Genomic DNA, 14,537 nt, shown 5'->3' on the forward strand with positions numbered 1-14,537 from the left:
GAGGGAAACCAGCACCTCACCACCGGAGGATCCCGGCCGTGGCCGTCACCAAAGCTCCCCCGCACACGCGGGACACCGGCGAGGACCGGCATCCGGCACCGGACCCCGCACCGCGTCCGGCGCCGGATCCGGAAGCGCGGCGCCTGAACTCGCCGCTCGTGCTGACCCTGCTGATGCTGCTGGTGGTGCTCTGCCAGGGCCCGATCCGCGGGGCGCTGGGCGCGCCGGTGATGCAGAGCTGGATGACGGTGTTCGTCGCCGTGCTCGTCCAGGCGCTGCCCTTCCTGGTGCTCGGGGTGCTGCTCTCGGCGGCGATCGCGGTGTTCGTGCCGCCGTCGTTCTTCGCCCGCGCCCTGCCGAAGAACCCCGCCCTCGCGGTGCCGGTGGCCGGGGCGGCGGGTGTGGTGCTGCCGGGCTGCGAGTGCGCGTCCGTGCCGGTGGCGGGCGCCCTGGTCCGGCGGGGTGTCACTCCGGCCGCGGCCCTCGCCTTCCTGCTCTCCGCCCCGGCGATCAACCCGATCGTGCTGACGGCGACCGCCGTGGCCTTCCCGCGCAACCCGGAGATGGTCGTGGCCCGGCTCGTCGCGAGCCTGCTGGTGGCCTGCGCGATGGGCTGGCTGTGGCTGCGCCTCGGCCGCACGGACCTGCTGAAGGAGCCGACCCGGCACGCGTACGAGGGCCAGGGCAGGGGCGCCGCCTTCTGGGGCTCGGTCCGGCACGACGTGATGCACGCGGGCGGCTTCCTGGTCGTGGGCGCCATGGCGGCGGCCACCCTGAAGGCCGTGGTGCCGCAGACGTGGCTGCGTACGGCGGCCGAGAACCCGGTGATCGCCGTGCTGGCGCTGGCCGCCCTGGCCGTGGTGCTGTCGATCTGCTCGGAGGCGGACGCGTTCGTGGCCGCCTCGCTCACCCAGTTCTCGCTCACCGCGCGGCTGACCTTCCTGGTCGTCGGCCCCATGATCGACCTCAAGCTGTTCGCGATGCAGACGGGCACCTTCGGCCGCGCCTTCGCCCTGCGGTTCGCCCCCGCCACCCTCGCCCTCGCGATCGTGGTCTCGGTCCTGACCGGGTGGGTGATGCTGTGAACCGGCAGGCACAGTCGGCGGTCCTGTTCGTCCTCGGCGCGGCCCTCCTGCACGCGGGCCTGACCGACCTCTACCTCCGCTACGTCAAGGCGGGCCTGCGCCCGCTGGTCCTCGCGGCCGGTGTCGTCCTCATCGCGACGGCGCTGGCGACGGCCTGGTACGAGTGGCGGGCCAGGGCCGGGCAGAAGAAGCGGCACGCGGAGGAGCACGCAGGGGACCACGTGGAGGAGCACGTGGAGGAGCACGCGGGGGAGCACGCCCATCGCGAACCCCGGGTCTCCTGGCTGCTCGTCCTGCCCCTGTTCGCCCTGATCCTCGTCGCCCCGCCCGCCCTCGGCTCCTACAGCGCCATGCGCACGGGGACGGCCCTGCAGCAGTCGTACGGCTACACGAAGCTCCCGGAGAGCGGGCCCCTGCGGCTCGGCCTCGCCGACTACGCGGGCCGCGCGGTCTACGAGCACGGCAGGGGCCTGGCCGGTCGGCAGATCGTCATCACCGGGTTCGTCGCCCTGGACCACTCCGGCGCGCCCTACCTGGTCCGCATGGCCCTCAACTGCTGTGCGGCGGACGCCCAGCCGGTGAAGGTCGGGCTCACCGGGCGGATCCCGCCGGTCCTCAAGCCGGACGGCTGGCTCCAGGTCACCGGCACCTACACGGCCAAGCGGACCAAGGACACGGTGAACGGCGGCCCGATCCCGTACCTCGACGTCACCGAGGCCAAGCCGGTGGCGACGCCGCACGACCCGTACGACGAGACCTGGAACAACTGACCGCGACCGGCGCGACCCCTCTGGCCCTTGCCCATGCCGGTACCTCCCCCTAGCCTGCAATCTGACGACCCATCAGATACCGGCTAGGGGGCAGGCAAATGGCCGTCACCACCGAGAGCGGAACCGGAACGGGACCGGGCACCAGGGACATCCCCAAAGTCATCAGCGTGGACGATCACGTGATCGAGCCCGCGCATCTCTTCGAGACCTGGCTGCCGGCGAAGTACCGCGACAGGGGGCCGAAGCCGCTCACCGCCGGCATCGGGGACCTCGCGTACGTCGGCGGGAAGTACCGGTTCACCACCGACCCCGAAGGACAGCTGACGGACTGGTGGGAGTACGAGGGCGACCTCTTCCCGTACAAGCGGATCATCGCGGCCGTCGGCTTCTCGCGGGACGAGATGACCCTCGACGGGATCACCCGCGAGCAGATGCGGCGGGGCTGCTGGGACCCCAAGGCCCGCATCGAGGACATGGAGATGAACCATGTCGAGGCGTCCCTGTGCTTCCCCACCTTCCCGCGGTTCTGCGGGCAGACCTTCGCCGAGGCCAAGGACAAGGAGGTCGGGCTCGCCTGTGTGCGCGCCTACAACGACTGGATGGTCGAGGAGTGGTGCGGGGACAGCGGGGGCCGGCTGATCCCGCTGTGCCTGATCCCGCTGTGGGACACCGACCTCGCGGTCGCGGAGATCCACCGCAACGCCGCACGGGGCGTACGGGCCGTGACCTTCAGCGAGATCCCGACCCACCTCGGGCTGCCGTCGATCCACTCCGGCTACTGGGACCCGTTCTTCGCGGCCTGCGAGGAGACCGGCACGGTCGTCAACATGCACATCGGCAGCAGCTCCCAGATGCCGGCCGCCTCCCCGGACGCCCCGCCCGCCGTCCAGGCCTCCCTGTCCTTCAACAACGCCATGGCCTCGATGATGGACTTCCTGTTCTCCGGGGTCCTGGTGAAGTTCCCGCGGCTCAAACTGGCGTACAGCGAGGGCCAGATGGGCTGGATCCCGTACGCCCTGGAACGCGCCGACGACGTGTGGGAGGAGCACCGGGCCTGGGGCGGCGTCAAGGACCTGATCCCGGAACCGCCGTCGACGTACTACTACCGGCAGATCTTCTGCTGCTTCTTCCGGGACAAGCACGGCATCGCGTCCATCGAGACCGTCGGTGTGGACAACGCGACCTTCGAGACCGACTATCCGCACGTCGACTCGACCTGGCCGCACACCAAGAAGGTCGCCGAGGATCACGTGGCCGGGCTGCCGGAGGACGTGATCTACAAGCTGCTGCGGGGCAACGCGATCCGGATGCTCGACCTCGACTTCGACCGGTAGACCGGTAGACCGGTAGACCGGGAGACCGGGAGTCGGGTGGCGCGGTCAGCGGCTCCAGTCGAGGGCGGCCAGTGCTCGCGCCCGTGCCTCCGTCACCGCTATGCGGGCCTCCAGCTCCACCGTGTCCAGGTGCGCCGCCTGTCCGGTCACCTGGCCCTCCCACTTGCGGTAGAGGAGGCCGGGCTCGGCGGTGAACCAGCCGCGGCTCACGGCGTCCAGGGCCAGCAGCAGGCCGGTGTCCTCGGAGGCGGGCAGGGCCATCCAGCCGCCGAGGGCGAGCAGCAGCTCACGGCGGACGAAGAGGGTTCCGGGGACGACCGGCGGGAAGGCGTGGGTCTTCCAGTGCGCGAGCAGCGCGCCCGGTGCGAGCGGGCCCTCCTCGGGGTCGCCGGGGGAGGCGACCGTGGAGCCGTCGGGGAGCCGGTCAAGGGCCCGGGACGTCGCCCAGCCGAGCGCGGGATCGGCCTCCAGCGCGGCCAGGTCCCGGGCGAGCGCGCCCGGGGTGAGCAGGTCGTCGGCGTCCAGGACCTTCACGTACGGGCCTGTCGCGTGGGCGAGCGCGATGGTGCGGGCGACACCCGGCCCGCCGGGGCGGCCCTGACGGAAGGTCACCCGGGGGTCGTCGGGGACGTGCCGGCGCACCTCGTCCGTCCGGCCGTCCTCCTGTATCACCCAGCGCCACTCCCAGTCCCCGGGCAGTTCCTGTGCGCACAGGGAGGCGTGGGCCTCCGGCAGGAAGCGGGCGGACGGGGCGTGGACGGCCGTGATGATCGTTATGTGCACCGCCTCACCCTAGAACGTGCCCCAGGCACGAAAAGACCCGACCGCTGGCGACGGGGGATGCACCAGCGGTCGGGCTGTGGCCAAGACTAACAAGGCAAATGGAACAGCGGGAGCGGACTGCTCAGCCGGGGGGAGAAGTTGTGAGCGGGATCACGTAATGCGCTTCAGTCGCAGGGAGGATCGTACGAGAGCCGCGGCAGGTACTCCTCCCACTCCTGGCGGGTCAGGACGTTCTCGGTCGTGGCGCAGATGTGGTCGATCGCCTCGTCGACGTCGAGGTCCCACAGCCGGATGGTGTCCGCGCCGCTGGAGATCCCGAGCATGCGGCTGTCGGGGCTGAAGGCGAGGAAGCTGCCGGTCTTGGCGCTGGGGCTCATCGACTGCCCGATGGGGCCGGCCGCGGACGGGTCGGCCACGTCCCAGAGCCGGACCGTGTTGTCGTTGCCGCCGCTGGCCAGTCTGGCGCCGTCGCGGCTGTACGTCAGCGACACGACCGCCTCGGTGTGCCCGGTGAGGGCGGGGCCCGCCTGCGCGGCGTGCGCGGGGTCGGCCACGTCCCAGAGCCGGACCGTGTCGTCGTCGCCCCCGCTGGCCAGGGTGTGTCCGTCCGGGCTGAAGACGAGCACGTTGACGGGCCCGGTGTGCCCGGTGAGCGGCTTGCCGAGCAGGACCGGGCGGGCCGGGTCCGTCACCTTCCACAGCCGGATCGTGCCGTCCGCGCTGCTGCTGGCCAGGGTCCGGCCGTCCGGGCTGAAGGTGAGGCCGTCGATGTATCCCCGGTGGCCGGCGATCGGGCCGTGGGAGACCGGGTGGGCCGGGTCGCTGACGTCCCACAGCTGGAGGTCGCGGCTGTCGTAGGCGGTGGCCAGGGTGCGCCCGTCCGGGCTGAACGCCAGGGCGTCGGGGCCCATGAACCGGGAGCGCAGGACGAGCGCCGGACCGTAGGGGACGGGGCGGGCCGGGTCGGTGACGTTCCACAGGTGGACCCGGCCGGTGGTGAGCACCGCGAGGGTGTGGCCGTCGGGGGAGAAGAGCACCTGGGAGTCCGGGTCGCGCACCGCGGGGGTGAACGGCTTGCCCAGGGCCACGGGGCGGGCCGGCTCCGTGACGTTCCACAGCCGGATGCGCCCGTCCCGCCCGGCCGTGGCGAGCACCTTGCCGTCCCGCCGGAACGCCCCGCTGCTACCCACCAGGTCTCCCGCCGGGATCGACCACAGGCGCACCTTGCTGTCGCCGCTGCCGGTGGCCAGGGTCCGGCCGTCGGGGCTGAAACCCAGGGCGTACATCTCACCGCTGCTCCCGGCGAGGGGCTCGCCGATCTGCGAGGGGTACGCCGGATCTGTCACGTTCCACAGGCTCGCCGTGGAGTCCGCGCTGGCGGCGGCGAGCATGGTCCCGGCGGAGTTGAAGGCCACGGACCAGATGGGACCGGTGTGGCCGGTGAGGGGCGAGCCGATCCCGCTCGGCCGCCGGGGGTCGGCGACGTTCCACAACCGGACGGTGTCGTCGGAGCTGCCGCTGGCCAGCACGGTGCCGTCCGGGCTGAAGGCGACCGAGTGCACCAGGCCGGTGTGGCCGCTCAGCGCCGTCCCGTACCGCTCGGGCCGGCGCGGGTCGGTGACGTTCCACAGCCGGACCTCGGTGTCGTCGCCGCCCGCCGCGAGCAGCCGCCCGTCCGGGCTCCACGCCACGGACCGCACGGCGGCGTCCGCCCCGGTCAGCGCGCCGAGCGGGGCAGGACGCCGCCGGTCGCGCATGTCCCACAGCCGTACGGTGTGGTCCTCGCCGGCGGAAGCCAGCGTGCGCCCGTCCGGGCTGTAGGCGATGAGGTAGATCGTGCCGCGGTGGCCGGTCAGGGGTGCACCGAGGGAGCGCGGCCGGGCCGGGTCGGTGACATCCCAGCGTCGGATCCTCCCGTCGTCCCCGGCGGCGGCCAGCGTCTTGCCGTCCGGGCTGAAGACCGCGCTGCTCACCCAGCTCGTGCCACCGGCCAGGGGTGCGCCCAGCGCCTTGGGGTGACGTCGGTCGCCGACGTCCCACAGCCGTACGGTCCGGTCGTAGCCGGCGGTGGCGAGGAGTCGGCCGTCCAGGCTGAACGAGGTGAGGTAGACGGCACCGGTGTGGCCGCTGAGCGGGGTGGCCAGCGGCGCGTTGACGATGGAGATCAGCCGGGTGTTGGTGCCCTCGTCGTCGGGCCTGAGGCGGTGCGCCACCAGGTCGATCCGGGCGGACAGCGAGGGGTCGGTGTACTGGACCCGGTCCGCCTCCGCGACGACCTGCTCGAACACGGCGTCGTTGCGCTGCTGCCAGGCCACCACCGCCGAACCCACGGCCACCATCGCGAGGACCACCAGGGCCGACACCGCGCCCCGGGCGAGCAGGACCGTACGCCGGCGCAGCCGGACCGAGGCGGCCAGGAACTCCACCGCGCTGCGGGTCAGATAGGTGTCCCCGGCGGACTTCGCCCAGGTACGGGCCTGTTCCAGCCGCGAGCCCCGGTACAGCAGCGAGGAGTCGCGGTTGGAGCCCTCCCAGGAGTGGCCGTCCTCCTCGATGCGCTGGCGCAGCAGATGATCGCTGCGGTCCTCGTCGATCCACTCGCGCAGCCGCGGCCACGCCGTCAGCAGGGCCTCGTGGGTGATCTCCACGGTCTCGGCGTCCAGCGTCACCAGCCGGGCGCGCACCAGCGCCTCGAGGGACTCCTCGGTCTTGCCGGGGTCCGTCGACTCGGCGGCCAGCTGACGCCGGGTGCCGCGCCGGCGGGTGGCCTGGGTGTCCTCGCCGAGGCGCACCAGGCGCAGCAGCAGCAACCGGGCCGCCGTGCGCGCCGCCGGGTCCAGAGCGGACCAGGCCCGCTCGGCGGTCGCCGCGACCGCGCCCTGGATACCGCCGGCCGCGCGGTAGCCGGACACGGTCAGCCGGCCCGCCCTGCGGCGCTGCCAGGTCGCGAGCAGGGCGTGCGAGAGCAACGGCAGCACGCCCGCGTCGTGTGCCCCGCGCGGGCCGTCGGCGCTGACCTCGCGGACGATCAGCTCCGCGAGCCCCGGCTCCAGCTCCAGGCCCACGGCCCGGGCGGGACCGGTCACGGCCTCGCGCAGTTCGCCGCCGGTGAGCGGCCCGAGCACCATGTGCCGGTGCTGGAGCGCGTCGGCCAGCTCGGGGTGGTCGAGGCAGCGTTCGTAGAAGTCGGCGCGGATACCGAGGAGGACGAGGGCGGGCGCGGGCGTGTCCGGGCCGGGCGTGCACGCGGCGTGCAGCAGCCGGACGAAGGTGCGCCGGGCCGACTCGTCCGAGCAGAGCGTGAACGCCTCCTCGAACTGGTCGACGATCACGACGGGCCGGGCGGTGGCGGCCTCGCGCTGAGCCCACGAGGCGACCGCTTCCCGAACGGTGTGCGCGAATTCCGGCGGATGGTCGATGTCCGGTCCCGCGGTCTTTGTGGCGGAGAGGACCGTCTTCAGTTCGGGGATACGACCGGTCAGTTCCGTCAGCGGATCGGCGCCCGGCACGAGCTGGAGGATCGTGCGGCGGCCACCGTGCTCGCCGTCACCGTCGAGCGCGCCCTCCTCCAGGGCGGTCACCAGGCCGGCGTTGAGCAGCGAGGACTTGCCGGCGCCGGAGGCGCCCACGAGCATCACCAGACCGCCGGTGCGGGTGCCCGTCCCAGTCTCGGTCGCCGAGCGGAGGAGCTTGAGGAGTGCCTCCGTGCTCCGTTCCCGGCCGAAGAACCAGCGGGCGTCCTCCTGCCGGTAGGAGGCGAGGCCGCGGTACGGGCAGACCCCGGCGGGGGTCTCGGGCTGGGTGGCTTCGTCCTCGTCGGGTGCCAGCGCGCGCTCCCACAGCCGCTGCCACTGGCCGAGGTCGTACAGACCGGCCGAGACGGGGGTGGGACTGATCCGCCGGGCTTCGGGAATCAGGATGTGCAGCACGGCCGCGAGGGCGGTGAACTGAGCGGGTACGTTCCGGGCCCGTCGCCAGTCGCTGATCCGCTGGGCGGAGACCCGGACGGGGCGGCCGCGCTCGTCGACGCGCTGGAGCCGGCCGACGCCCTCGGAGACCCGCTTGAGGGGCGGATTTCCTGCCTCCTTGTACAACAGTGCGAGACGCTCCGCGAAGGCCGTGCGTGCTCCTGAGTCGGAGCCCAAGGTCTTCCACCCCTTACTTCCCACGCGGTTGAATCCGGACCGGAAAACTCACCCTATACGGCTGACCTGCGGTAACGCACCGGCTCCGGTACCGGAACCTCCTCATCCGGGTCACCCGGCTGGCAGGATCATGCTCCTGCGGCGCGGCCGTCGGACGACGCCAGGACAGGCCACCAGTCCGGCGCCGCGCATTCCAACCAGCGCGCCGTAATTCCTCGGCCACATTCCGCCCACGGTCACCCGCTTCCTCCGGTACCGGTCCCCACGAGGGGAGGGACCGGTACCGGACGAAGCGGGACGATCACTGCGCCGCCTTTACACTTGCTCCGGCGGTTCGGTGGTCGGTTCGGTGATCGGTTCGATCGCCCGGGAGGACGGGAGAGGGCTGTGGCGAAGATCGTCGGCGGTTTCCAGGACCCGTCGGCTGAGGTGCTCGCCGAGGCGGCCGCGGTGTTCGGACTCCTCGCGTCCTCCGCCCGGCTGCACATCATGTGGGCGCTGTCCCAGGGCGAGAGCGACGTCACCGGTCTCGCCGACCGGGTCGGCGGGGCGCTGCCCGCGGTCAGTCAGCATCTGGCGAAGCTGAAACTCGCCGGGCTCGTCCGCTCCCGCCGCGAGGGCCGTCGGCAGATCTACTACGTCGACGACCCCGACATCGTGACCGTGGTCCGCGTCATGGTCGGCCAGCTCACCGCTCGCGAGACCTCCTCCGGCACCTCGGACCGACTGCGCGAGGCCGGTGTCTGAGCAGTCGGGGGCGCGGGAGGAGGACAACGAGGCCCTCCCCACCACGCCGACCGACCCGGTCCACCGGGTGCCGAGCACAGAACGCCCCTCACCACCGGGCACGACCGAGCCGGGGCGGGCGCCGGGCGAACCCGTGGCTCTGCGTGGTCTTCCTTCCGTGGGTGATCCCGAACGCCGTTCCGCGATGCGTCCCGATGCCCGTGATCCCGACGGGAGTCTCCTCGAGGTCTTCCGGCGGCTGAGCAGTGGGCCGCGGGGGCTGAGCGAGGTGCGGGCCGCGGAGGGGCTGGTGCGGTTCGGGGAGAACGTGGTTCCGGAGGCCCGGGATCCCTCCTGGCCGCGCCGGTTCGCGCGGAGTCTGCGGGATCCGTTCACCGCGGTGCTGCTCTGCCTGGGACTGGTGTCGGCCGCCGTGTCCGCCTGGGGCACCGCCTCGGTGATCCTCCTGCTGGTCGTCGTGAGCTGCGTCCTGCGGGCCTCCGGCGAACACCGGGCCGACCGCTCCACGGCGGCACTGCGCCGCCTGGTGGCCACCACCGTCACGGTCCAGCGCCGGGCCGATGAGGACGCGCCCCCCGTCACCCGTGAGATCCCGGTCGAGGAGCTCGTCCCCGGCGATGTCGTACGGCTCGGCCCGGGCGACCTGGTCCCCGCGGACGTACGACTGCTGCGCTCGACCGGACTCACCGTCCACCAGGCCGCGCTCACCGGGGAGTCCGCACCGGTGGAGAAGTCCGCGGACGGGGACCCGGGGGACGGCGGTGTCCTCCACGACCCCCGGCTCTGCTTCCAGGGCAGCAGCGTCGCCGCCGGCAGCGCCACCGCCGTGGTCACCGCGACCGGCGGCGACACCCGTTTCGCCGCCGCCCACCGCCGTACCGGAAAGCCCCCGGCGACCAGTTTCGAACGCTCCGTCCAGGGCGTCTCCTGGATCCTGATCCGCTTCGCGCTGCTGACCCCGCCCCTGGTGCTCATGGCCAACGCCGCCCTGCGCGGCCGCGGTCTGGAGACCCTGCCCTTCGCCGTCGCGGTGGCGGTCGGGCTGACCCCGGAGATGCTGCCGGTCCTCGTCACCACCTGCCTGGCCCGCGGCGCCGCCCTCCTCGCCCGTACCCACGGCGTCATCGTCCGCAGGCTCCCCGCCCTGCACGACATCGGCGCCATGGACGTCCTGTGCGTGGACAAGACCGGCACCCTCACCCAGGACCGCCCGGTCGTCCACCGCGCGCTGGACGCCGAGGGCCACGACGACCCCGAGGTACTGCGCTGGGCGGCGGCCGCCGCCTGGTGGTCGCTCCAGCTCGCCGACCTCCCGGCCCCCGACGCCCTCGACGAGGCGCTGCTCGCCGCCGCCGACGAGGACGCCCTCATGGCGTACGACGGCGTCACCGCCCTCCCCTTCGACCCGGCCCGCCGCCTGGCCACCGTGATCGTCCGCACCCCCGGCCGGCTGGGCACCCGGACCCTCATCACCAAGGGGGCCGCCGAGGCCGTACTGCCACGCTGTGCGCTGTCCGACGAGGAGCGCTCCCGGCTGCGCGAGCTGGCGCAGGAGCAGGCCGCGGCCGGGCTGCGCGTCCTCGCCGTCGCCACCGCCGAACGCCCCGCCGGAACCCGGGCCGTCGAACGCGGCCTCACCTTCCGCGGCCTGGTCACGCTGCGGGACGACCTCGCTCCCACCGCCGCCGAGGCCCTGGCCCGGCTCGCCGCGCGGGGCGTCGGCGTCAAGGTCCTCACCGGCGACCACCCGGGCACCGCGGTCCGGGCCTGCCGTGATCTGGGGCTCCCGGTGGCAGGAGTCCTCACCGCCGACCGCCTCGACACCCTCACCGACCCCGAACTCACCGCACTGGCCCGCGACACCACCGTCTTCGCCCGCTGCACACCCGAGCACAAGACCCGCATCACCCGGGCCCTGCAGGCCGGCGGGCACACGGTCGGCGTCCTCGGCGACGGCGTCAACGACCTGCCCGCCCTGCGCACCGCCGACGTCGGCATCGCCCCGCGCGACGCGGCCGGAGTGACCAGGGAGAGCGCGGACCTCGTCCTCGCCGGCAAGGACCTCACCGCGATCGACCACGCGGTCGCCGCCGGCCGTCACGCGGGCGGCAACATCGCCTCGTATCTGCGCATCACGCTCTCCTCCAACCTCGGCAACGTGATCGCGATGCTCTCCGCGGGCCTGCTCCTGCCCTTCCTGCCGATGCTCCCGGCCCAGGTCCTCGTGCAGAACCTGTGCTTCGACGCGGCCCAGCTCGCCTTCGCCCACGACCGTCCGGCCCCGTCCGCGCTGCGCCGGCCGAGCGTCCTGGACCCCCGGGCGCTGCTCCGGTTCATCGTCGGGTTCGGTGCCCTGAACGCCGTGGCGGACCTGGCGACCTTCGGGGTTCTGGCCTTCGCGCTGCGGGGTCCGGGCGACGACGAGGCACTGTTCCACTCGGGGTGGTTCACGGAGAACCTGCTGACGCAGGCCGTGGTGATGGTGCTGCTGTCGCCCGGCTCACTCGGCAGGGGCGGTCCGCGGCCGGGCCCGGTGACCTGGTCGGCCGCCGCACTGGCCGCCGTCGGTCTGCTCCTGCCCGCCTCACCGCCGGGCGCCGCGCTGGGACTGAGCCCGCTGCCCGGCGTGTACTACGGACTGCTCGCGGCCGTCCTGGCCCTGTACGCCGTGGGCCTGCTCGCGGCCCGGGCGCGTCACGAGCACCGCGGCACGGGCGCGCGATCCGCGGGCTGACGGGTCAGGGGCAGGCGATGTCGAACCCGTACCGCAGGGGTTCCTCCGTCACTCCGTGATCGAGCCGGTAGACGTAGACGCCGTCCACCCGCACCCCGGCGGGCGCGCCCTCGGCCCGGCACGGGTACGACACCTGCACGACCCGGGGCCGGTCGGCGACCTTGACCCGCATCCCGTCGGCGGGTCCGCCGTCCAGGACGGCGACTTCCCATCCGGTCACGTCGGCCGTCTCCACTGTCTCCGCTGCGTCCACGCGGACAGTTTAGAGGTCACGCAACCGTCCAGGGGAGCCGTCTCAGGACGGCGGGGGTGGGGATGCCGGGACGGCGACGACGAGGCCCCCCGACTCGGAAAGCCGGGGGAGGCCTCGTGGCCGATGGCGGTGGCGGGGCGGTGCGGACCGTGCCCTCGGGCAGGTCGTGGAGCGCCGACCGTGGCCGGGGTTCGCCGGAAGTCAGACCGCGTTCTCCAGGGCGCCGCGACGGGCGGTGGGCGGGGTGGCCGGGTCGGCGGCGGTGGTCGTGCTTTCGGCGGATGCCGGTCGGGCGTCCTGCGCCGCACCCTCGTCGGGCCGGGCCGCCGCCGCGGCCACCGCGTCCTTCCGGCGGGTCAGTCCGACGCCCACGAGGACCACGGCCATGCCCAGCACGACCCGGACGCTCAGGCTCTCGCCCAGGACAGCCGCGCCGAGGAGCACCGAGACCACGGGCAGCAGATAGCCGACCACGGCCGCGTTGGTGGCGCCCTCGTCGTTGATGATCCGGTAGGTGAGGTGGAAGGTGATCGCCGTGCAGAAGACGCTGAGGACCAGGGCCGCGACCACGACCGCCGGGCCGGGATCGATCGAGTCCAGACCGCCGACCGGCAGCGCCACGGCGGTCAGCCCGCTCGCGGCGACGAGCTGGGCGGCGGAGAGCGAGATGGTGGGGGTGCCCCTGCGCACCAGGGTGCGGCCCATGTAGGTGAACGCGACGGCGTAACTGGCGGCCGCGCCGAGAATGGCCAGCGCTCCCCAGCCGGTGGCCCCGGCCGACTGCCACGGGGCGAGGATGACGATCGTGCCGGCGAAGCCGAGCAGCAGCCCCGCCAGGCGGACCGGGCGCAGCCCGCGTTCCGAGCCGAGCGCCAGACCGAGGGCGATCGACCACAGCGGGGTCGTGGCGTTCAGGACCCCCGCGAGGCCGGAGTCGACGGTCTGCTGGCCCAGGCTGAACAGGGCGAAGGGCAGCGCGTTGCAGAAGAAGGCCGCGACGGCGATGTGCCGCCAGACGGTCAGGCCACGGGGCATGCGGCGGCCCGACACGTAGCAGGCGACGGTGAGGACGAGCGCGCCCAGCAGGCAGCGCACGAACGTGACCTGGAGCGGGGAGAGTCCGCGCAGCGCCAGTTCGATCCAGAGGAAGGTCGAGCCCCACAGCAGGGCGAGCACGGCCACCCGCACCCCGCCCCGCAGACTCCGTGTCCCAGCGTTCACGATGCTTCCTCCATTCCGTCGACGTGCGGCCCGGTACGCGGTCCGGTGCGTCCCCTGCCTGTCCGTTCTTCGACGATGCCCCAGTCGAACTGTGAGGACAAGCAAATGGTTCTACCTAGTCTGTTAAGCTGTGCTACATGCTTGATGTGAGGCGCCTCCAGGTCCTGAGGGCGGTGGTCACCAGCGGAACGGTCACCGCGGCCGCGGCCCACCTCGGCTACACACCGTCCGCCGTCAGCCAGCAGGTGGCGGCGCTGGAGAAGCAGGCAGGCACCGCGCTGCTCGAGCGGGTCGGGCGCGGGGTGCGGCCCACCCCCGCCGGTCTGCTGCTCACCGAGCACGCGGCCCTGATCAGCTCGGCGGTCGCCCAGGCGGAGACCGCCCTCGCCGACCTCCGCGCCGGACGTATCGGCACGCTGTCGGTCCGTTACTTCGCCACGGCGGGCTCCACGCTGGTGGCCCCGGCCCTGGCCCGGCTCCGCGCGGAACACCCCGGCGTACGGGTCGACCTCGAACTCGCCGACCCGGAGGACCCGTTCCAGGAGGTCGTGCGCGGCCGGGCCGACCTGGCCGTGGTGGTCCAGGCGCGGGGCCGGGCGGCTGACGGCTTCCGTCTCGTGCACCTGCTCGACGATCCGTACGCCGCGGTCCTGCCGCTGGGGCATCCGCTCGCGGACCGGGAGGTCATCGACCTCAACGAGCTGTCCGGGGAACAGTGGGTCGGCAGCGAACCGCCCGGGCCCTGTCTGGAACCGGTGATCGACTCCTGTGCGGCGGCCGGCTTCAGTCCCGACTTCGTCATCCGCAGCGAGGACTACGCCACCGCGCAGGGCTTCGTCGCGGCCGGCCTCGGTGTCGGCCTGATGCCGAGGCTGGGACTGCGCAACCGGCACCCCGGTGTCGTCGTACGACCGGTCCGCAATCCCGAGCCCGTCCGGGTCATCTCGGCGGTCGCCCGCGAGACCGCCCTCGACCAGCCCGCCCTGCGGGGCCTGTTGACGGCCCTGCGGGACGCGGCCGCGACGGAACCGGCCGACGAACCCGCGGCACGGTGACCGCGGGTCCAACGGCGAGGTGGCGGGCGGGGGCCGCCGAGTGGGTACGACGGCCAGGGGTCGCTGAGTGGGTACGGCGGCCGGGGACACGGGCGGGAGTCGCCGGGCGGGTACGACGGCCGGGGGCGCCGGGCTGGAGAGGATCCCCGGGCGCGTGCGCGCTGTCGGGGCGGTGACCCGTACCCGGTGGGGCGTGCGCGCTGTCGGGGTGCGGGCTCGAATCCGGCAGCGGGTGCGCGCTGTTGGGGTGCGGGCTCGAATCCGGCAGCGGGTGCGCGCGGTCGGGGTGCGGGTCCGAATCCTGCAGCGGGTGCGCGCTGTCGGGGTGGTGACCCGTACCCCGCGGGGCCTGTCCGGCGCACGCACCGCCGCGAGTCGCCTGGTCCCGGTCGGGTGCCGGCGGTCGTGCG

The 14,537-nt window shown here is 73.4% G+C and carries 10 protein-coding genes; 6 read left to right on the top strand and 4 right to left on the bottom strand.

All coding sequences use genetic code 11. The features are described 5' to 3' along the window. Positions 1-38: 38 nt before the first annotated feature. From IOD14_RS02010 to IOD14_RS02020, 3 genes are all read left to right on the top strand, one after another. Entirely contained in the window at positions 39-1,085 is a 1,047-nt protein-coding gene (locus IOD14_RS02010; protein ID WP_212669519.1) for a permease, read from the top strand. After that, a complete protein-coding gene (locus IOD14_RS02015) occupies positions 1,082-1,855 on the top strand; it encodes a TIGR03943 family protein (protein WP_212669520.1) in 774 nt (257 codons plus the stop codon). Before IOD14_RS02010 ends, IOD14_RS02015 begins: the two co-directional genes overlap by 4 nt. Before the next feature lie 98 nt (positions 1,856-1,953). After that, positions 1,954-3,189 carry an amidohydrolase family protein gene (locus IOD14_RS02020; RefSeq protein ID WP_123990711.1) on the top strand — a complete coding sequence of 412 codons (1,236 nt, stop codon included), beginning with the start codon at positions 1,954-1,956 and terminating at the stop codon, positions 3,187-3,189. A gap of 45 nt (positions 3,190-3,234) precedes the next feature. Here IOD14_RS02020 and IOD14_RS02025 read toward each other — a convergent pair whose 3' ends face one another. Then, positions 3,235-3,972, bottom strand: coding sequence for a glycosyltransferase family 2 protein (locus tag IOD14_RS02025; protein ID WP_123990712.1), 738 nt, complete (start codon positions 3,970-3,972; stop codon positions 3,235-3,237). A gap of 164 nt (positions 3,973-4,136) precedes the next feature. After that, positions 4,137-8,117, bottom strand: coding sequence for a WD40 repeat domain-containing protein (locus tag IOD14_RS02030; protein ID WP_212669521.1), 3,981 nt, complete (start codon positions 8,115-8,117; stop codon positions 4,137-4,139). 387 nt (positions 8,118-8,504) lie between these two features. On the opposite strand from IOD14_RS02030, the gene IOD14_RS02035 reads away from it, so the two are divergent. Together IOD14_RS02035 and mgtA are read left to right on the top strand one after the other, a co-directional pair. Continuing rightward, positions 8,505-8,864 carry a metalloregulator ArsR/SmtB family transcription factor gene (locus IOD14_RS02035; protein WP_123990714.1) on the top strand — a complete coding sequence of 120 codons (360 nt, stop codon included), beginning with the start codon at positions 8,505-8,507 and terminating at the stop codon, positions 8,862-8,864. A gap of 184 nt (positions 8,865-9,048) precedes the next feature. Further along, entirely contained in the window at positions 9,049-11,598 is a 2,550-nt protein-coding gene (mgtA, locus tag IOD14_RS02040; RefSeq protein ID WP_249126236.1) for a magnesium-translocating P-type ATPase, read from the top strand. A gap of 4 nt (positions 11,599-11,602) precedes the next feature. Here the strand turns inward: mgtA and IOD14_RS02045 are convergent, their stop codons facing one another. Beyond that, positions 11,603-11,833: a hypothetical protein gene (locus IOD14_RS02045; protein WP_174269318.1), complete on the bottom strand. Its 231-nt coding sequence runs from the start codon at positions 11,831-11,833 to the stop codon at positions 11,603-11,605. A 219-nt stretch (positions 11,834-12,052) separates the two neighbouring features. After that, a complete protein-coding gene (locus tag IOD14_RS02050; protein WP_249125808.1) occupies positions 12,053-13,072 on the bottom strand; it encodes a DMT family transporter in 1,020 nt (339 codons plus the stop codon). Between the two features lie 137 nt (positions 13,073-13,209). On the opposite strand from IOD14_RS02050, the gene IOD14_RS02055 reads away from it, so the two are divergent. Further along, on the top strand, positions 13,210-14,127 hold the full coding sequence (locus tag IOD14_RS02055) for a LysR family transcriptional regulator (protein WP_212669522.1): 918 nt from the start codon (positions 13,210-13,212) through the stop codon (positions 14,125-14,127). Positions 14,128-14,537: the final 410 nt, after the last annotated feature.

The organism is Streptomyces sp. A2-16 (genome assembly GCF_018128905.1).
Classification (GTDB): Bacteria; Actinomycetota; Actinomycetes; order Streptomycetales; family Streptomycetaceae; genus Streptomyces.